At 61.5% G+C, this 18,470-nt stretch carries 17 protein-coding genes; 4 read left to right on the forward strand and 13 right to left on the reverse strand.

Annotated features, from left to right (window positions below):
* Positions 1–98 precede the first annotated feature (98 nt).
* The gene (locus tag EN786_RS30935) at positions 99–530 is read right to left on the reverse strand and encodes a hypothetical protein (protein WP_246688779.1); all 432 of its coding nucleotides are present in this window, start codon (positions 528–530) and stop codon (positions 99–101) included.
* 100 nt (positions 531–630) lie between these two features.
* Here EN786_RS30935 and EN786_RS30940 point away from each other — a divergent pair, with 100 nt between their 5' ends.
* The 4 genes from EN786_RS30940 to EN786_RS30955 all read left to right on the forward strand — a co-directional run bounded on the left by EN786_RS30940 (position 631) and on the right by EN786_RS30955 (position 5,079).
* Complete coding sequence (locus EN786_RS30940; protein WP_135909309.1) at positions 631–1,509, forward strand: ParA family protein; 879 nt, start codon at positions 631–633, stop codon at positions 1,507–1,509.
* Positions 1,506–1,916 (forward strand): hypothetical protein, encoded by a 411-nt coding sequence (locus EN786_RS30945; protein ID WP_135909311.1) that lies wholly within the window; start codon positions 1,506–1,508, stop codon positions 1,914–1,916. The genes EN786_RS30940 and EN786_RS30945 overlap by 4 nt, the downstream gene beginning before the upstream one ends.
* A gap of 497 nt (positions 1,917–2,413) precedes the next feature.
* The gene (locus tag EN786_RS30950; RefSeq protein ID WP_135909313.1) at positions 2,414–2,827 is read left to right on the forward strand and encodes a MobC family plasmid mobilization relaxosome protein; all 414 of its coding nucleotides are present in this window, start codon (positions 2,414–2,416) and stop codon (positions 2,825–2,827) included.
* Between the two features lie 293 nt (positions 2,828–3,120).
* Positions 3,121–5,079 (forward strand): relaxase/mobilization nuclease domain-containing protein, encoded by a 1,959-nt coding sequence (locus EN786_RS30955; RefSeq protein WP_189524319.1) that lies wholly within the window; start codon positions 3,121–3,123, stop codon positions 5,077–5,079.
* Positions 5,080–5,307: 228 nt separating this feature from the next.
* Here the strand turns inward: EN786_RS30955 and EN786_RS30960 are convergent, their stop codons facing one another.
* The 12 genes from EN786_RS30960 to EN786_RS31015 all read right to left on the reverse strand — a co-directional run bounded on the left by EN786_RS30960 (position 5,308) and on the right by EN786_RS31015 (position 18,382).
* A complete protein-coding gene (locus EN786_RS30960) occupies positions 5,308–7,473 on the reverse strand; it encodes a type IV secretory system conjugative DNA transfer family protein (RefSeq protein WP_135909317.1) in 2,166 nt (721 codons plus the stop codon).
* A gap of 12 nt (positions 7,474–7,485) precedes the next feature.
* Positions 7,486–8,508, reverse strand: coding sequence for a P-type DNA transfer ATPase VirB11 (gene virB11, locus EN786_RS30965; protein WP_135909319.1), 1,023 nt, complete (start codon positions 8,506–8,508; stop codon positions 7,486–7,488).
* Positions 8,505–9,896, reverse strand: coding sequence for a type IV secretion system protein VirB10 (gene virB10, locus EN786_RS30970; RefSeq protein ID WP_189524320.1), 1,392 nt, complete (start codon positions 9,894–9,896; stop codon positions 8,505–8,507). Before virB10 ends, virB11 begins: the two co-directional genes overlap by 4 nt.
* A gap of 81 nt (positions 9,897–9,977) precedes the next feature.
* Entirely contained in the window at positions 9,978–10,781 is an 804-nt protein-coding gene (locus tag EN786_RS30975; RefSeq protein ID WP_189524321.1) for a TrbG/VirB9 family P-type conjugative transfer protein, read from the reverse strand.
* The gene (locus EN786_RS30980) at positions 10,778–11,497 is read right to left on the reverse strand and encodes a type IV secretion system protein (RefSeq protein ID WP_135909325.1); all 720 of its coding nucleotides are present in this window, start codon (positions 11,495–11,497) and stop codon (positions 10,778–10,780) included. The genes EN786_RS30975 and EN786_RS30980 overlap by 4 nt, the downstream gene beginning before the upstream one ends.
* Before the next feature lie 69 nt (positions 11,498–11,566).
* Positions 11,567–12,574: a type IV secretion system protein gene (locus EN786_RS30985; RefSeq protein ID WP_135909327.1), complete on the reverse strand. Its 1,008-nt coding sequence runs from the start codon at positions 12,572–12,574 to the stop codon at positions 11,567–11,569.
* 212 nt (positions 12,575–12,786) lie between these two features.
* Positions 12,787–13,521 (reverse strand): type IV secretion system protein, encoded by a 735-nt coding sequence (locus EN786_RS30990; protein WP_135909329.1) that lies wholly within the window; start codon positions 13,519–13,521, stop codon positions 12,787–12,789.
* A 9-nt stretch (positions 13,522–13,530) separates the two neighbouring features.
* A complete protein-coding gene (locus tag EN786_RS30995; RefSeq protein WP_135909331.1) occupies positions 13,531–14,691 on the reverse strand; it encodes a lytic transglycosylase domain-containing protein in 1,161 nt (386 codons plus the stop codon).
* Positions 14,675–17,077: a VirB4 family type IV secretion system protein gene (locus EN786_RS31000; RefSeq protein WP_135909333.1), complete on the reverse strand. Its 2,403-nt coding sequence runs from the start codon at positions 17,075–17,077 to the stop codon at positions 14,675–14,677. The genes EN786_RS30995 and EN786_RS31000 overlap by 17 nt, the downstream gene beginning before the upstream one ends.
* Positions 17,074–17,367 (reverse strand): VirB3 family type IV secretion system protein, encoded by a 294-nt coding sequence (locus EN786_RS31005; RefSeq protein WP_066991233.1) that lies wholly within the window; start codon positions 17,365–17,367, stop codon positions 17,074–17,076. Before EN786_RS31005 ends, EN786_RS31000 begins: the two co-directional genes overlap by 4 nt.
* A 4-nt stretch (positions 17,368–17,371) precedes the next feature.
* Positions 17,372–17,686: a TrbC/VirB2 family protein gene (locus EN786_RS31010; RefSeq protein WP_189524323.1), complete on the reverse strand. Its 315-nt coding sequence runs from the start codon at positions 17,684–17,686 to the stop codon at positions 17,372–17,374.
* Positions 17,687–17,704: 18 nt separating this feature from the next.
* A complete protein-coding gene (locus EN786_RS31015; protein WP_135909337.1) occupies positions 17,705–18,382 on the reverse strand; it encodes a transglycosylase SLT domain-containing protein in 678 nt (225 codons plus the stop codon).
* Between the last annotated feature and the right edge of the window lie 88 nt (positions 18,383–18,470).

The following is an 18,470-nucleotide window of genomic DNA, read 5'->3' on the forward strand; positions in this document are numbered from 1 at the left end:
CGCCGTAGGGACGGCGGAGGCCGGAGAGAACGGGCCGCCGGCGGTTCCGGCTGTACAGAAGCCGTGCAGCGCTTGGCGCGGGACCCGGTTCGCGACGCTCATTTATGTGGGGTGCAATAGACGCCTTGGGATTCCAGAAGGACGGCGCCACCCTTCAATTCAGTGAGGGCACCCACCCAGGCGTCGGAATAGGTGCGACTGGCGTCCACCGCCGTCAGCCAGATGACGCGATTGTCGGCAAGCTCCACCTTGACCTCGCTTTGGAGAGGGCTTGCCTGCACCGTTTGCTGATAATGCCGCTTGATGCGGACGTCGCCGCTGGCAAACTCGACGTTGTTGTTGTCGTAATTGAGCAGGAATGAAGCATCCCCTTTTGCGACCTTGCAGGAGCCGTCGCGTTCACACACGATTTTTGCTGCTGTGGCGCAATCCCATCGCAGCCCCGCGGGCCACATCGGATTGCTGCTCGTCCCATTGGACCGATCACCTGGAGCGGCGGCGCCGAGGCTCGCCGCCGCCGCTACGGCCACCAATACTGCCCTAATCATCCGCTCCGCACGCCTCACTGTTCGGCAACATCAAGATCAGCTCGCGCTGGCGCATCATGCCGACGGAGGCAAGCGCGCTGTAATGCGCCAGCGTGGCGGCTGCCGCATCAAGCGCGGCCTCGCAGCCGTCGCGCGTCGAGATCTCGGCCAAAGCTGCCCTGAACATCACTGTCCTGTCCGGTTGATCGCTCGTAAATTGACACTACACTTTGGGTTCGGGTATGACAATTGCCGGGGAGGCGGTTGGCATAAAAGCGGTTCATCGAAGGTCCCCCGAGCTATGATCATATCTGCCGCTATCGCCAAAGGTGGCACTGGCAAATCGACCCTGCTACGCGCGCTGGCATCCGTCGCCCTTAAGCGCGGCTACGCGGTGACACTCATCGACGGCGACGTTCGCCAGAACATGAGCCGGTGGGCCCAGATGCTCAAGGAGGCCGGCAATCGTCCCGAGACACTCCAGCTCGTCAGCGCCACGACGCCGCGCGAGATCCTGAAGTCGGCAGAACTGCACAATGGCGAGCGCAGCGTGGTGCTGATCGACACCGAAGGCACCACGAACGACAATCTCATGGCCGGGCTATTTGCTTCCGATATCGTCGTGGTGCCGATCTTCTTCGCGCTCGATGACGTGACCGCCGCAATCCAGATCACCGACCACTACATTCCGCTTGCGGTCGAAACACGCGGCCGGCCGCTGCCAGCCGTGTTTGTCCTAACAAAACAGACCATCATCGATGCGAAGGCGAGAGCCTTGAGCGAACTGCGCGCAATCATTCAGGCGAACGGCACGCCGATCGCCGACCATGCGCTGCAAAACCGTGTCGCCTATCGGGACCTGCAAAGCGGTCAGACACTCTACAGCCCAGATCAGCCCGACGCGAAGGCGATTGCCGAAAGTGAAGGGGTCTTCGACGACGTCCTCAAGACCTTCACCGAAGCAATCAGGAAGGCCGCATGAACGAGAACAGCACCCGGGACACGCAAGACGACAAGAAGGCTCGGATGATGCGAGCGATCTCCACTGAGCCGCCGGCGCTTCCGAGCATGTTTATCGCTCCCAAGTCCGATCCCGCCTCTCAGGCGCTTGCCGCCGCATCCGCGGCGGCATCGGAGGTGGAAGCTGCGCCAGCGTCAGCTCGGCCGGACTTCCGCAAAATGCTGCGACAGGGCCAGAAGAAGGATCCGGTTGCCGGCAAGAAGATTCGCGAAGAGGAAATGGTGCGCTGCGGCTATTACCTTACGGCCGGCGAACAGCGCCAATTCAAGCTGCTAGCGATCAGCAACGGCCACAGCATGACCGAGCTGCTGCGCCAAGCGGTGCAGGACTACATCAGAACCCATAAGCACAAGCTCCCGAACGATTAGGTCAGCCCGCCCCGCGGCATCCGCCGCGGTGAGGGTTGCAGAGAACGCTCGAGGCCACGCGACCGGGGCCGGGCCATCGATGCTTGGCCCGGCGCAATCGGCCGTGCCCGTCGGCCTCGGTCGCGTGGCTCTGCTTATCCGTCTTACGTAGCCCGCGGGGGTCGCGGCGATCCCGATCGCACGAGCTCATGTTCCCTGCTCCTTGCGAGCTGTCTCCATGTTAGCATGATGATGCCGCAGCAAGGTAACATGCTGAGACAGAAACATGTCGCAACGTTGGCTTGTCGCTAAGTTGACGATGCAAGATGTCCACAAGGAAACATGTTTCCGTGCGAGCATGTGCTGATGAGTTGGAAATGAAAGCTGGGGTGATGTAGCGTACACCCGCAAAGATGTTTTGGTGATGTTGTTTTTTGTCTTTGGCAGGATAGCCTTTTTTGTGTTACACACGAAAAAAGGACGGCGCGGCCCAACGGCCTTAGCGCCCGCAAGCGGGCTTGAAGATGAGAGCCAACAGTGGCCAAACAGAAAGTCGGAACGCATCCCGGCGCTATGGCGAAGTCCTGCATGTGCGCTTCTCAAGCGTCGAACTGGAGCGGCTGCGCACCATGGCTGACGTGGAGTCGGTGACGGTCAGCGAAGTCGTTCGCCGCCTTGTTCGGACCGAGGCGGGGTTTCTACCGGCGGCGACGGGGGAACTGCGACCTTCCATTGAGGAGGCCACCGACCAGCTTCGCCGCGTCGGTGTGAATTTCAATCAGGCGGTCCGCGCGATGAACGAGGGCCGGGTGGCGTATGACGAAGACCTCGAGCGCGCCTTGATCGCCGTTGGCGAGCTCGTGCGTCGGTTCCGCGAAGAATTGAAGGCGATGATTGCTAGGCCGCGCAAGCGCAGTGAGGTCAAGGCATGAGCGGTCGTCTCGCCGGATATGCTGCCGAAATCGAACGCTATTTGCGCATACCGGGCGCTGGCGACCTCGAGGAGCTTGAGGAGGATAGGCTTTTGCAATCGGCTGGCCGGGAGACGGCCGATCGTCAAGCGATGAACATCCGTGCGAGTGGCGTGACCCAGGCCCGCGTGGCTTCGCCTATGGCTGGCATGCAATCGTCGATGGGGAGTGCGAGGCACCCGGGAGCGAGCTCCCGCGTCGCAAAGGCACCTGTTTCGTCCTCAGGTCGAGGAGGACCGCTCAGCGCGATACCGATGTCTGTGGGCACCAGTGGGAGTCTGCATTCATCCAGCGACGCAAATGGGGCGGTAGCGATTTTCGGCCTCACACTCGGCGCCTTCGTCAAGGAAGAGGAAGAAGAATGGCGGCGCCGTGGCGGGGGCGGCGGAAGGTCGGGCGCGCTCCCGTCCGCTCGACACTTCGCGCGGCCAACGCGAGAGGCGAGAGCGGTTGCGGCGCGAGCAGCCTATGCCGCCGGCGCGCAGCCGGCGGTGTTCAAGGTCCTGTCGAGCGCGGCCAATGGCAAACAGGCGGGCGCCTTGCTTGCCTATATCGGCACACGCGCCAATGAACAGGGCGAGAAGCGCGATATCGAGATCTTCACCGATAGCGGACAGGGGCTTGCCAATGCCCAGGACCGTCGCGGCTTCCTGCACCAATTCACGGAGACATTCCAGGCGCAGCTTGAGAATACGAATTTCATCGAGGTGCGGTTCGAGCTCGCCGGCGACGTCACGGACGAAGCGCTTGGCGAGGCTTTGAACGCGGCCGTCGGATCAAAGCCGTTCGTCTATGCTCGCACGGGCGACAGCGTCGCCGTTTATGGTCACACGGGAGAACGCGCCGGACCACTTGCCAAGATTCTCGGGGCCGGGCGGGCAAATTCACGCAGCAAAGCGCTCGACAAGATCGAAGCCGGCTTGGGCGAAGCCATGGGGAAGGCCGGCATCCGCGCGACAGCAGAAGTGACGGCGGCCGTCGGCAACGAGCGTAAGGCGCAATATTTTCTGCAAAAGTTTATCCGGGCGCACAAGCAGGTTCGCCAGGCGAATGGTCAGACGGTTTCCAGCAAACAGCCGACGAAGGCGGCCGCAGCGATTTTTGAGGAATGGCGGCCACAACTTTCTGGCCGGGAGCGGCGCAATGCCTATCACCTGCTTTTCTCGGCCCGGGCTGGCACGGACGCGCAAGCGGTCTTGGCGGCCGCGCGGGCCGTGCTCGAGGAGCGGGCGCCCGGGCACAAATTCGTGCTCGCACACCATGCCGAGACCAAGCACGTCCATATCCACGCCATGGTGCAGGCGCGCTCGGCCGACGGCGAGCGGCTGACATTCTACAAGGCGGATCTCCATGCCTGGCGGGAAGCCTACGCGGAAAAGGCGCGCGAACACGGCATTGCGATGGTCGCGACCCGCCGGTACGACCACGCAATGGGCCGACCTTATACGAAGGAACACGCGGGCGCCTACAAACGCGCGCAGCACGATCCGCGCTACCAGGTGAGCGACAAGACGGTCGCGCGCGTGGAGGATAAGCGACAGCGTCGAATGGATAGCGGGTTGCTCGTCGCCAATGGCGGAGCGATCGCCGCCGTGTGGCAGCAGACGGCCGCCGTGATGCGGTCGGCTGGCATCACCGGTCAAGCGCTGACTGCAACCGAGACGATCGGCCACACTGTCCTCCGGATTCATGCGCGTGAGGGAGGCGAGAGGCCGACCCCTGCCATTTCCAAAGGTGGCGGCGGACTGGGGCGGAACCCGTCGTTCTTGTCCCATCCCGGCATGAAAGAATTGACCAGGCTGATAGGAGCTACCGAAATGGCGCAGACACCTTTGGAAATGCGGCAGAAGATGGCGCGTGTGAACCAGGCGTTGGATCAGATGCGGGACACGCTTCCCAACGCCGAGCAAACACGTTTCGCGCAATACCGCGATGGCGTGAACGACAAGATGCACGATCGACTGGCCCGCCTCCAGTTCGAGCAGCAAAAGGGCGCAGGCGGGGCCGGCGAAGCCGCGCCTGAAAGAGAGGCGCGCGGCCGCGATTTGCCTGGCCGAGAAGACACGCGTCAGCCCGAGACCTCGGCGCGACATGCCGAGAAGGCGCGGCAACGCGTTCAGCAGCAGAAAAACTTAGCTAAGCAAAAGGGCCGGCAGGTCGACGATCAGGACCGCAAGACACAGCGCAGCCAGGGCGACGAATACGAGCGCTAAGCACATGTCTTTCGAAGGTGGGCCCGGTTTCGGAGAAGGCATGCTTAATTCAAGCCCTTAGACAGGGAGCGTGAGTCCTTTTCACGCGCCCTGTTTTATGTGCGGCCACCGCGAGCCGCCAAACCCAATGGCCGGGTCTTTGCCGCCTACAGTGAACTCTTCTCAGCTGAAACGGAGCTTGTTGGACCCCACCAACAACGACCTCCGACCGGCGGTTGTCGGACGGGATCACTCGTCCACGACATCCGGCAATGCTTCCGCGACGACGCTTAAATTGCGGTCGAATGTCTCGGAGTCAGTCGACTGCGAACGGAAAGATTTAGCCTCGGCGAGAATGGCCGCAATCACGGCCTCTTTTTGCGGCGAGATCCTGGTTGCCGCCGCCCGGGCCGCCAAAGCCGAAAAATCGACGGCATTGGCCGCTGCGGGCGCCGCCGCTGCCGGCGGGATGAGGCTCGCCTCAAGCTCATTCTTTTGCGCGGCGGGCAGGCGACGGCGAGCGACTGGGGGCTCGGCACGCCCAACCTTTGCAGCAAACGTCGCACCGCGCTGCAGCCGCGACCGTGTGATGCCGGAGCGGTAGCGTGGCCCAGTCGGCACGATCGACTGGGCGGACGGAGAGGGGAGGGCAGCGGCGGCAGCGATAGGTTTGGCGTGCTTTGCGTTCGCCCTTTCCGGTAGGGGCATGAAAGCCCGCTTGGAGAGATCACGATCAGCGAAATAGAAATTCCGGGTTGCAAGGATTGCGTTGTCGCCGCGCGGCAGAATGACGACCTTGCTCTTGTCCATGGTGCGAATTTCGTCCGGACGCATCAGCGGCCGGCGAACTTGCTTGCTGTGAACAGAGCGCGTGTAATAGGTGTCGAAAAGGCTCGCTTGGGTCCTGGTGACGTCCTTCTGGGGTTCGGACGTTTCGCCAATCTGCTCGCAAACGTAGCGCAGATCGTCGGTCTCCTGGGCGCCGAAGAAGATCTGGACCCGCGCAGCGTTGATAAGCGTTTCGCGGCTTTCTTTGCGGTAGATTTCGTCGACCGATTTGAGCGACTGCACGAAAAACCACATCGGCACGCCATGGCCGCCAAGGACGGTGGCCATGTCCGTCACCTTCTCAAGCTTGCCGAGGTTCTGAAATTCATCGAGCAGGACAAGCACCTGGTGCTCGCCGGGGCGTGGTATGGATTCGGACATGAAGTTCATCATCTGCGTGATGAGCACATTGAAAAGCGGGCCCAGCGAAGCCATCTGCTCGCGCCGGAAATCGAGATAGAGCGAGACCCGCTCGGTCTTGAGATTGCGGATGTCGAAGGAGCTCCGGGAGGTCGCCCGCATAAGCCGCTCGTTCAGGAAGGGCGCCATGCCGGTGCGCACGCCGGCATAGAGACCGGAAAACTGCTTCTCCGCCATATCCGCGTAGGGGAGAAGCGTCTGCAGCGTAAAATCGGACACTTCATGCCGGCGGGTGTCGCGCAAGCTCGCCAGGAACTCCAGGATCGGCTCGTCGGCGCCGTTCATGATCTTGAGGATGGTGGCGAAGCTTCGATTTTCGTCGGCGATCCGCGGGGACTCCATGACGTAAGAGGCAATGCCGGTGAAGAGGAGGCGCGCATCATTGACCCAATAAGGATCGGCGTTGGCAGGCGGCCGCGGAAAGAGCGCGGCCGCCATGTTGCGCAGGTCGATGTCCCGCTGCGCTGAATCAAGCGAAATAAAATCCATCGGATTATAGAAGGCGGTGTTGCCGTCGCGGTCGGCCGGCGCGAAGCGGACGACCTCGCTGAAGGTGGCCCGATGGCCGGCTGTCGCTTCATAGGTCTCCCCGCGCAGATCGAGCACGACCAGCGAATGTGGCCACATTAGCGCGTTGGGGATGATCAGCGCCGCGCCTTTGCCCGATCTGGGCGGTCCAATGACGAAGCCGCCGACGTCATCGCCGTCGATCCAAAGTTTCTTGCCGCCGCGAACTCTGGGGCGCGTCAGGCGCAATTTGCCGGTGCGCCGATCGCGGTGCGGGGCAAAGACGTTGACCAGTCTGCCGCCGGCGCGTCCGATGAAGATGCCCCTCGGCTTCAGCAGGCCAGCCCGGCGAACGTCGGCCATCGACATGAATTTCGCGTCGTTGCGCTTGGGCGGCCGCATCAAGAATGCGATCGCGAGCGGCAGGACGAAGCCGAATAGGGCCGCGGCGCCGGCGTATTGCAGCTTTGCGAAGCTTCCAGCTTTCAGGTCCGTCCAGGCGTAGCCGAAGACCGGCCGCGGGTCCGCATTCAGGCTGTCGAAGAGAAAATGCGATCCGGTCCTGTACCAGTCGGTCGCCGCGTATGCGACCACAAACAGCAACGTGCCCAGCACCATGGCCATCAACGCCAGGAAAATCCTGCCAGCGATCTTTTCCATTGTGCGTCCTCGTTAGATCGTCTCAGCCTTCGTGAATTTGATTTCGCTGATCGAGCGGCGTCCGCCGTCGCCGCGCACCATTTGCACGACGACCGGGATCACCTCGCGGAGGTAGTCAAGGATCTCGCTGCGAGAGAGCCCGACATTGCTTTGCATGACCATGAGGGCCAGGCGCTCATAGGCGGAGCGGGCCGAATTGGCGTGAACGGTTGTCAACGAACCAGGATGGCCGGTGTTGATGGCTTGCAGGAAGGAAAATGTCTCGGCACCGCGCAGCTCGCCGAGCAGCAGCCGGTCCGGCCGCATGCGCAATGACGCCTCGAGCAGCTGTTGCGGCGTAACCCTGGCAAGGCCCTGGTCGCCTTTCGAGGCAAGCAGCGTCACGGTGTTGGCTGTCGCCGGCTTGAGTTCGCGCGTATCCTCGATGGTTATGATGCGCTCATGAGAGGGAATGATCTTCAACAACGCATTGAGGAAGGTTGTTTTGCCGGTCGACGTGCCGCCGGAGACAATGAGGGAAATCCGATTGCGAACCGCGTATTGCAGAAATTTCAACGGCGAGGTGTCGTTGAGCATCTCGGCGAGCTGCTTTTCTTCGGCCGAGAGCGCCAGGCCGCTGCCCATCTCGGTCTGTTCGAAGGCGCCCATCTTGGCGTAGTCGCCAAGGGTCATGTCCATGATGACCTGCTTGCGGATGGAGATCGCGCCGCCATCGGGGGCCGCCGGCGGCAGCACGCATTGAAAGCGCTCGCCTGAGGGGAGAGCTGCCGACAGTACCGGCGTGACCTCGTTGACGACCTGGTTGGTGGCCGAAGCGACGCCAACCGAGACCGAGCGGATCCAGTTTCTGGTGAGCTCGCGTTTGACGACGTGCTCCATCTCCTTTGTACCCAGGCGCTCGATGAAAACTTCGCCGGGTCGGTTGATGGCGATTTCAGAAACCGCTTCTTCCTCCATGTAGGGCCAGATCGGTTCCAGTTCGGCGCGCAGCACCGGTGCGCGCGCCCAAGGGTTCGGCACAGGCTGCACATTCATCTCACCGGAGTCCCGTAGCCTGGATAATAGGGATCAGCCCCCGACGTCGGCGCCATGAAGAGCGGCGTCGGATCGACCGCCTTTGCCGGCTTGCCGCCGCGCTTCAGTCGAGCCAGCTCCTCTTCTACCGGATCCGCATAGAGCTCGGAAAAATCCAGATCCCGGCGCACGAAGACGACGATCGGCGTCCCCTGGTCGACATAAATCGTCGGCGGGATGTTTTGTGTGTCGCGGAACGCTTCTTGTGCCAGCTGCTGCAGCGCCGTCGATGATTTGTCGAAGGCGATGCTGCGGGCGTCGCGTTGCGAACCGGAGCCGCCATAGGTGGTCGTGACCGTCTGCCCCGTGACCGGGTCAAGGGTCGTCACCTGCCGTTGCTGGCTGTCGCTGCCATTGTCGGCGAGGGAGGACAGGTACTCCGAAACGCCGCCAACGACGGAAAGCATGATCGCATTGCCGTAGCGTTCAAGCCAATGCGTATCGACGCGGCCGCCGAGACCGCCCCGTCCGAGACGGTCGGCGCCAGGTGAGGCGATGTCGACCGAGACGCCGTCGGAACGGATGACGCGGTTCCAAACGATGAACACACGCTTTTGCCCGCGCGCAATCCCCGAACGATATTCGCCGGTCAGCCGAGACCCCTTCGGGATCAGAATGCGACGGCCGTCGAGCGAATAGACGTCTTCGCGCGCCACCGCGCGAACCATGCCGGGCAGATCGGTGTTGACGGCGGTTTCCAGAAATCCGCCGATCATCGTGCCTTCAGGGATCAATGCATCGGTGCGGCGGAAAACCCGCGCCTTCGCCATCGCGTTCGAATGTGTTTCCGATTGCGCGAGGAAAGCCTTGTTCGCATCGTTGTCGGCGCCCGGAACCGGAACAAGCTGACCGTCAGCGGCGATTTGCGCCTGGGCCGGCTGGTCGTGCCCGGCGGCCGAGTTTGCTTGCTCACTCGTAATCATCTGGTTCGACCGCAGGCGCTCCCACATCGCCTTTTGCCGCTCAGCCTCCTCGGCCTTCAGGCGGGCCTCCTCGTCGGCTGCTTGCTTGCGGCGGGCCTCTTCTTCTTCGGCTTTGCGGCGCGCCTGCTCGACTGCCAATTGGGCTTCGATGGCGCGCCGCTGCGCATCGAGATCGGCGCCCTGCTCAACCGTCTGATCGACGTTGTCGGCCTGCTGCTTGTTGGCTTCGCCTTCCGCGGGCGGCGGAACAACGATCTGGTCGATAGTTTTGTCGGCCTCTTGTGGCGTCTCGGCCAGCGCCGGCGGGCGAAATTCAGGCGGGTTGAAATTGTCATTAGTGTCCGAGGCCGCATCGCGAGAGCGCGGCTCGCGGGGCCAGTTGATCCAGATCAGCGCGATCGCCACAATCAGCCCTGCGGCGACCATGGCGACTTTTGTGCCTATTCCGGCATAGCGTCTGGCGACGCTCGGGCCGCCATCAAGCTCGTTATAGTCGATGTTGCTCATCTATCGTCCCGTCGCGCTCGGGGAGGACAAGGGGCCGGCCCCGCGCACCAGCTTCCTCGGCCCGTAGACGTCGGAGACAGGGTCCGACTTCGACGGCCGCGCTCGATTGTAGAGGCAGAGCGTTTTGCCGTCGGCCCTCAGCGTGAATTGCCGGCCGATCTTGTCGACGATCGTGTATTTTCCCTGGGTCCGCTGATTGACCAGCGATTCCTGACCTTTTTCGTCGACGACGAAGATGGCCGGAATGTCGCCGGTGAACTCGAGGAACATCTTGGTGCCGTCGTCGAACGCAACGCGCGGTTTCAGGCCATCGTCGCCGACATAGACGTAATTGTAGTTGAGATCGGCATAGTTGAGGTTCTTGAGTTCGGGATCGGCAGCACTTTTCTGGGCCTCGGAAAGCAGGCGCGCGTCTTGATCCTCATCCGCGTATCTGAACCGGACCTGGAAGGACGCACGGTCGCGATCGCTGTCCGTGGCTTTGAGCAGCAACGAATAGACGCGTCGGTCGGTGATGACGTTGACGTTCGTCCAGGCGTCCCGTTCGAGCGGCTTGATGAAGAGAAAGCGCGAGCCGCGTTTGGGCACGATCGACCAGCCTTTCGTGTCGCCGGCCGAAACGGTCTCGATCACTTCGGACGGGCTGAGCTCGATCATCGTGGAGACGCCGAGCGCGGCATTGACCGTCGTCACATTGTCGTTGTCGAAAGGCACGTAGCGGATACGATAGTCCCGCGCGGCAGCGTAGCTGGTCGAGCCGAGCAAAATCAGCAGCGACAGGGCGGCGCCAATGTGGGTCTTCATTGCGCGCTCCCGGCCGTTGGCGCCGACTCCTGATCGCGACGGTATTCGATCACCTGGAAGCCAAGCGGATTGTCGAAGCGCCATTCGTTCTTGATCGGCGTCGTCGTGTAACGGAACTTGACCACGGCCACCCAATTGTCGGTCGTGGAAGAATTCTCGCGACGCGTCGTGGTCGAAAACCGCACCGAAGCGGTCGTGGTGTTGAGCAGTGAAACCGACTTGACGTCGACGGAAATGGTGACGTTGCGCCCGTAAACCTTGTCGAGCGATTGCGCATTGGACGGCGTGTAAGCCCAAGTCAAATCCCTGGCCGCCGTTCCAGTCGAATAAAGCTGCGCCAGATCGTAGTTCTGCTTGATCTCGCGCGCGTCATAGGTTTCGCGGGCGCGGATATAGCGGACGATATTGGCGGCCGTGACCGCTTCGTTCTGCGACAGATCGCCGGGTTTCAGCGCGCGCGCAACTTCGAGATATCCGGTCGTCTTGTCGACCTCGATCACATAGGGCTCGAATTGCTTGAGCGGAAGGATGAGCACGAGCGTCAGCAACGACAGGCTCGCAACGACACTCGCGACGGCACTGATAAGCCAGGCCAGCGTGCGCGAACGTCTCAGAGACCGGTGTGTGTCGTCCTCCCATGTGGCACCGGCCTGGTAGTAGCGCTCGTCAACGAGTTTGCCGGTCTCGGCGGGGATGCTTGCCTGTGTTTCTGTCACTTTACTTTAGCCTCATTGCCAAACTCCCACTGCAGCCTGAAGCCGCGCTTCTAAGGGAATGCTAGCGGTCTATGCCAATGGCCTCGCGTTATCGCGCGCCGCTTGCTGAATGGATGATCGAGCCGCCTCGCTGGTGCGGGATGTTTTCAGCCGCTGCCACCGGTTCGCGACGAACCGCGCTCCGGAATAGCGGGCAACATTGCCCGGCACGTTGCCAAAGGAGCGGTATGCGCCAACTGTGCTCAGATACCCGCCGCCGTTCAGGATCGAGGCGATCGCCGGGATTTGCATGAGCACATAGATGCCGATGATCGTGACCAGGACGAGCGGCAGGACCATCGACATCTTGTTGTCGACGCTGGCGCCTCCCGACGTGGCAGTGTTCAAGGCAAGATTGACCAGCGAAAAATAAAAGCCCAGGAAGCCGTATATGAGGATTTGCTGGATGATCAGATAGGTGGTCAGCGAAATGAAGCCCTCGCTCATTCGCGTTGACCACCGGTAGAGCCAAAGCACGATCCAGACCGGCGCCAGCGCCAAAGTGATGAACAGCATGATCTTGGCCGCGATGATTGCGGCGATCGCCAGCGCCGAAAAGATGATGGCGGCCAGAAGCACGATGGTGGAAAGCAGCGCGCCGAATATGTCGTAAAAGGTGCCGCTGTAGACCTGATTGGCAACGTCCTGGGCACCGCGGTAGAGGTTATCGATCAGGGCCGGGATCGCATCCTGATCCGAGAGCTGGTTGCCGGTGGCGCGCGAGACGGCCCCGACGATGATCTTGCCGATTTCGCTCGGCACGGCCTGCACCAGCTTGTAGATCGTCTCGGAGAACGTGCCCCAGCCATTCAGCAACAGATAAATGACCACCGCGCGTCCGAGGCGATATGCCGACTCGATCGGGGAGATCGTCTCGCGGCCGCTGAGGATCGAGTAACCCCACCAGATGATGTAGACGGTAAGCATGAGCGCGTATACATCCCCTAGCGCATAGCCAAGCTGCATGTAGACGCTGGAAACAAAGCCCTTTCCGACGTCGTCGATGCCTCCCAGAATGCTTGTCGCCAGGCCGTTCATTCAGCCTCGACAACACGATCGAAGGGCGGGGCGTTGACCGGCTTCAAGGGCCCGCAGCTCGCATCGCCCACATAAGCCAGCGGCGCGCAGGGCGCCTTGAGCTCGCGAGCTGGCCGGGCGCAACCACTCACCATGACAATCGCGACCGCGACGGCGACCACACCGGCCCGCCGCCACCAAGGCGGTATCAGTTTCGCACACACGGTCAACGATCAGTTCCCGCTTGTGCCAAAATTCTGGAACGGATTGATTTGCGTCGGCGTCATCAGCTTTTGCACCTGGCTTTGCCGCAAAAGCCGCGTCTTCATTTCCTCGTTGAGCGCGGCGACGGCACCATTCTGCACGCCGATGAGCTCGTTGACCGCACGCGCGTTCTCAAGCTGCATGCGCGTGTTTTGATCGACCGAGCCTTTGACGTCCTCGGCCTGTCCGATCTGGCCGCTGGCCGACTGCAACGACTGTTCGCGTTGCGCGACCCCTTGGGAGGCCTGCGAGGTGAGGGCGCTCAACAGCGACGCGACGTTGACGCTGCCGCTATAGGCAGTGTTGACGGCACTGCTGCCATCGCCGGTGATTTGCTGGAGCTGTTTGACCAGCTGCAGGCCGTTGATCACCGCTCCGGCGATCTTCTGGATTTGCGGCGACAGCCCGCCGAAGGAGAGGGCGCCGCCATTGAGGATCGATCCAAAGCTCGGCGCCTGCGCAATCGACATGTTGCCGCCCAGGCCCATTTGGCCGATGCCGAGAGAGCCGTTGCGGCTGCCCGTCAGGGCTTGCAGGATCTGATTGCTCTTCTCGAGGATGTCCTTGTTGGAGCCCATGATCGAATTGGTGTTGTCCGCATTCTGGCGGGCAATGTCCAAATTCGCATTGTCGATGACGGCGATTTGCGCATGAGCGACGCTGGACAGAAGTGTTACACATGCCGCGAAAGCGATTTTTCTCACGTTAGCCTCCTATTCCTGGATTGCTTCGATCGCGCGCGCCGCGCCGGTTGGATCGGCGTTGATCTGCACCGACTGTGCGTTCCCGGAAGCGGTGTGCGAGTTCTGGCTGGCACAAGGTAGCCATTGGTTTTGATCGATCCGTAGGCGTTGAAGCTCGGCCGGGTCGCATGAAAATGGATTTGGGGATCCTCCTTGAGGCGGGGCAATGATGCGCGCGGTCTGCGAGGCTCCGACGTTGTTCAACGAAAGAAACTGACCGAGGAGGGCAGTGAAGTCAGAGGCCTGACTGATGTATCGGCCGGTCACGCCGGCATTGAGACTTCGAGCGGACGAGTTCAGCTCCCAGGCGTCCTTGTATTCTTCAACCTGTCCGACGCCACCGCTAAGCGCGTCGATCTGCGAGGAATTGGCCGTCATCTGTGCGGAGCTGGTGTTGAGGCCCGCCGCGGCCTTGGAGAGGGAATCGAGGGCGCCGCTTTGGGCAACGCCGCCAGGTCCGCTCGATGTCACGATGCTGATCGCCGGCGGGGACGCCGCCGGCGCCTCTCCGCTGGAGACGTAACTGTCGAAGTAGCCGTGCCATCGGCCGACGCCTGAAGCCCACTCAGCCTGTTCGGCGGCATTCGAGCCGTTATAGAAGCTCGCCAGGCAGCTGTAGTTGCTGGCGCCACACTGCGCGACGCCTTTGCCGAGATACTTGACCCCACCCTCGACGTTTTGCTCGTTGATGTCGCGATCGAACCCGAGCTGCCTGCCCGTTCCCTTTGTCAGTTGCATGACGCCCTTGACGCCGGTGTGTGAGCCGGCGCAGCTGTCGAAGCGGGATTCCTGGTAGGCGACCGATAGCGCCAGGCCCTCCGGAACGCCATATTTTTGCGCATAGTAGCGGATGAGCTTTGCGTTTTCGGCGTCGCGGCTCAGCGCCTCGCCAGGGGAGCGGTTGAACATTTGCGACCTGTACTTGTTCGTATAGGTGCAAACGAGGCTCTTTTTCTTCTCCTTTTCGTCGGATTTGGTTTCTTGCGATTTCGTGCTGTGCTCTTCGTCCTGCGCGCGCTTGTCCAGGTTGGAACCGTCGATAACGGCGATCTGGGCCAGCGCCGGGGTAACCGCCATCTGCCCAGGCATCATCGCGGCAGCGGCGATCACGCTGCTAAGCCGCTTCTTCATGCTCGTTCTCCCATCCGCAAAGGTATGGCAGCCACGCTTCCGGCTCTTGCCCGTAAATCTCGCGCAGCCGTTCGCATTCCTTGATGCTGGCTTCGTTGGTCGACAGCACCTTGATGAGGTCGGGCATGCCCGACAGGTCGAGCTTGGCCACGATGGAATCGCTGTCGTGCTTGACCAGGAACGTGCGCGTTTCCTTGGCGGTGCGGCGCACGAACTCGAACTCTTTCGCCGTCAGCGAAAAGCGCGCCATGTAGGAATTCTTGCTCGCCTTCGGATTGGGGAAAAAGATGTTGGTTTTCGTCTGCTCGATTAGCGAGGACGAGACCGACGAGTTCACCACATCCTCGGCCGTCTGGGTGCCAAAGCCGACGACACCATTGCGCCGGCGGATTGTTTTCAGCGTCTCGTTGATGAAGGCGGCAAACACCTCGTCATCGAGCAGCTTCCAGCCTTCATCCAGGAACATGAGAAGCGGCGTGCCGTCGATGATCTCTTCCAGCCGATGGAAGATGTAAAGCAGGGCGGCCGAGCGCAATTTTTTATCGGCCAGGATCTTGGTCATGTCGAACCCGACCACCGGCTTCGAAAAATCGACGAGATCGACGGGGTTATTGAAAAGCCAGCCCTTGTCGCCAGGATCGAGCCACGGTTCAATGCGCGCCGCGAGATCGTTCATCCCGGGCGTCAGCGAGCCGCGCAGCACCTCCGGCAGCAGCTCGAACGTGCGTTGTTGGCGCGGAATCTTGTAGACCTTGTCGACGGCCGTGTTGATCACGCGCATTTCCGCCACGTCGAGCGAACCGTCGTCTGGGGTCAGGATGTAGCGCAGCAGCCCTTCGAGAAACGTGCGGTTTTCTGCGGTGTCTTCCAGCTGGAGGGGGGCAAAGCCGGTGGCCTGCATCGGCTCCATGACTTCGTAGCGGCCGCCGAGCGCGCGGATGAAGAGCTCGGCGCCGCGCATGTAGTCGAAGTAGACGCATCGCGGTCGCGGGGAAATCCGCATTGCCTGCGCCATCAGGAATGACAGCACGACGGTCTTGCCCGAACCGGTCGGACCGAAAACCGTGAAATGGCCGACGTCGTGGACGTGAAAGTTGAAATAATAGGCGGTCTGGCTGGTCGTCTCGAGGAGCGCGATCGGACGCTTCCAGTGCAGTCCCTCACGCTGGCCTGAGGGAAAATTGTGGCCCGAGAACAACCCGGCGAAGTTCAGCGACGAGATCAGGGCGCGGCGCGCAATGTAGCTGAAATTGCCGGGCAGCTGTGCCCAAAACGCAAGTTCGGTGTTGAGCGTTTCCCGCACCGGGACGATCGACATGCGCGACAGTTCGGCGGTGATGTCGGACAAGGAGCGGTTGAGCCCTGGTACGTCGGCAGCGAGCGCCATCACGGTCATGTGGTGCTGCCCGAAAACCACCTCGCCGCCGGCGAGCTTGTCAGCGCCGGCGTGCACGGAATCCTCGACCGTGGTTCCGGCCTCATCCGAACCGCTGACCTGGTTCGAGATGGTGTTGATGCGGCGCATGGCCGTCACGCGATCTTCAATCGCGAACGACTGCGTGAGGATGAATTCATGCGGCAGCCTCAACAGACCATCAAGCGACCCGGGTGCCGTGAAGGGCGGGTATTCCTTGATCGACACCATGGCGCCGATCTTGCTTGTCTGCGCCCCTCTGATCTCCAGAGCGGATTTGCCGAAGAAGATTTGCCGGGTCGCACAGGCGCTCGCCAAGCTCATGCGCGGCAGCGGCATTTCTACATCCGCGCCGCCGGCAAGGATCTTGGCGATGAATTCGGCAGGTTCGGAAAACAGGCTGTCGCGTCGCGTCACCACGCCCAGGAGCCGCGCGCCATAGGCGGAAAAGTCCTTGGTGACGCCATTGAGGACATCGTGCAATTCGGCCATGGCCCCTTCACGAGTCTCTTCGCCGGCCGTGCTGATGCGGAACGCGTTGAGCGCCTTGTCGACCCAGCCGACGCGCCCGACCATCGGACGGCGGATGAGCGTCAGGAAAGCCTCGTTTACGAACAGGTTCTTCGAGCCCAACTCGTCCATGTAGCGGGCATCGAGCTCCGCCACGAAAGGGTTTTCGAAATCCCCTTCGATCTCTGGCGTCACATGACGCCGAATGATGGTCGCATAGGCGGCAAAACGGGACGTGGAGAGGTTGCGGAATGTCGTGTTGCGATTGAACATGCGGTTGTTGAGCTCTGCCTGATCCATTGTCTGGAAGGGCAGGCCGCTGAGCTGAATGACGCCGAGCAGAAAGCCGCTTTTGGTGACCACCAAATTGTCGTCGACGTGACGCAAATAGGGGACATGGGCCTCGACCGGTTTTTCCCGTTTGCGCGCTTTCGCGAATTTCAGGTCGGCATTCACGGTCACGGTGAATAGCTCCTCGCGCCCCAAAAGCCTGAGTTTGCGACCGCGCCCCGCTTCGACAGTCGTCGTTCGACTATGTGGAAGATGTATGGGTCGCGCTGGCACAGATAGGCGCTGATCAGATGGGTCGCGCTGAATAGGCCGAGGCCGAGCGTGAAGCTGCTGGTCGCGATGAATCCGATGACGGCAGCCATGCCGTTAAGCGCGAACACCTCGTAGCGCACACCCCATTTCATCGGCGGGCGCGTCAGGGGCAGGCTGACCGGCTCGACATAGACCTCTTCGTCCTCCATCGGCTCACGCGCCTCCAGCGGTGGAGCGGATGGAATCGACCAGAGCTGCAGCGCCAAAGACCAGAGCAATGCCGATGATGATCGAAAGCGCCATCATCCACACCAGGCGGCCGGTCATGGCCAGGAAGCCGAGAAAGCAAACTGCTATGATCCCGAAAGATCGAGCAATGCTGCCCTGCAGCACACCGACGAACCATTCCAGTACGCCCTCGACCGGGGCGGCTGACTGCGCGTATGCGCTCGCCGGCGCGAGCGCCGTTCCGATCGCCGCAGCGGCCATAAACTGGACGGCGAATTTGCCCGCCTTTTTATAATCCATCGTCATCTCACTCCTTTTTCAGTTGCCAAAATCCATGACGTGTCCGTCTTGCCAGGCGACGCCATCGACCGCGTCGGTCGCGGCTGCAGGACGATGATCAACAGGGTTGAGAATGGGAGCCTTAATCAGCTTGCCGAGCTTCCAGCGATTGAGCACCTTGACCACGTATTTCGTGGTCTCGTCGTTCACGGGGATGCCGTTGGCTTTGTAAACGTTCTGCTCGCCTGCATTGTAGGCCGCCAACATCAACAGCGGATCATGGAACTCCTCATAAAGCGCTTTCAGATAGCGGACGCCCGCACGGATACTGGCTCCCGCGTCGCATCTGTCGGCCACACCAAGACGCGACGCTGTCGCCGGCATGAGCTGCATGATGCCGAGAGCGCCCGCGCGAGACGGACCTTGATTGCCGCCCATGTCGCTTTCTGCCCAGGCAACCGCCTCGCTCAGATCGGGATCGAAGCCCTCTTCTTCGGCGACCTGGCGCACCAAGGCCGCGGCCCGCCTGCGATCCGTAGGCGCACACCCGCCGCCAATCGTCGATCCGTGATCACCATCGGAAAAGGTCGAAATCGCTGGGCGGGCCGGTGGAGCAAACGCCGCTGCGATGCGCGTCGAGGTCGTGTTATCCGCATGTGCGCCGAATGGCGCCATGACGCCACACAGAGAAAGCGCAAGCGCGATCCGGTTTTTCATTGCGCTACCGATTTTGACATTTTACTATGGGTACATGGTGCCAAAGTAAAGTGTCAATACGAGAAGCAGGATCGAGGCCAATTTTTCC

The sequence above is a fragment of the Mesorhizobium sp. M4B.F.Ca.ET.143.01.1.1 genome, from assembly GCF_004792275.1.
GTDB classification, from domain to species: domain Bacteria; phylum Pseudomonadota; class Alphaproteobacteria; order Rhizobiales; family Rhizobiaceae; genus Mesorhizobium; species Mesorhizobium abyssinicae.

Excerpts from the sequence above, each read along its gene's own strand:
- EN786_RS30945 (WP_135909311.1), top strand. The coding sequence starts at position 1,506 with ATGAACGAGAACAGCACCCGGGACACGCAAGACGACAAGAAGGCTCGG.
- EN786_RS30985 (WP_135909327.1), bottom strand. The coding sequence starts at position 12,574 with ATGAACGGCCTGGCGACAAGCATTCTGGGAGGCATCGACGACGTCGGA.
- EN786_RS30940 (WP_135909309.1), top strand. The coding sequence starts at position 631 with ATGCGCCAGCGTGGCGGCTGCCGCATCAAGCGCGGCCTCGCAGCCGTC.
- EN786_RS31010 (WP_189524323.1), bottom strand. The coding sequence starts at position 17,686 with ATGGATTATAAAAAGGCGGGCAAATTCGCCGTCCAGTTTATGGCCGCT.
- virB11 (WP_135909319.1), bottom strand. The coding sequence starts at position 8,508 with ATGAATGTGCAGCCTGTGCCGAACCCTTGGGCGCGCGCACCGGTGCTG.
- virB10 (WP_189524320.1), bottom strand. The coding sequence starts at position 9,896 with ATGGTCGCCGCAGGGCTGATTGTGGCGATCGCGCTGATCTGGATCAAC.
- EN786_RS30955 (WP_189524319.1), top strand. The coding sequence starts at position 3,121 with ATGTCTGTGGGCACCAGTGGGAGTCTGCATTCATCCAGCGACGCAAAT.
- EN786_RS30995 (WP_135909331.1), bottom strand. The coding sequence starts at position 14,691 with ATGAAGAAGCGGCTTAGCAGCGTGATCGCCGCTGCCGCGATGATGCCT.
- EN786_RS31015 (WP_135909337.1), bottom strand. The coding sequence starts at position 18,382 with ATGAAAAACCGGATCGCGCTTGCGCTTTCTCTGTGTGGCGTCATGGCG.
- EN786_RS31005 (WP_066991233.1), bottom strand. The coding sequence starts at position 17,367 with ATGGAGGACGAAGAGGTCTATGTCGAGCCGGTCAGCCTGCCCCTGACG.
- EN786_RS30960 (WP_135909317.1), bottom strand. The coding sequence starts at position 7,473 with ATGGAAAAGATCGCTGGCAGGATTTTCCTGGCGTTGATGGCCATGGTG.
- EN786_RS30975 (WP_189524321.1), bottom strand. The coding sequence starts at position 10,781 with ATGAAGACCCACATTGGCGCCGCCCTGTCGCTGCTGATTTTGCTCGGC.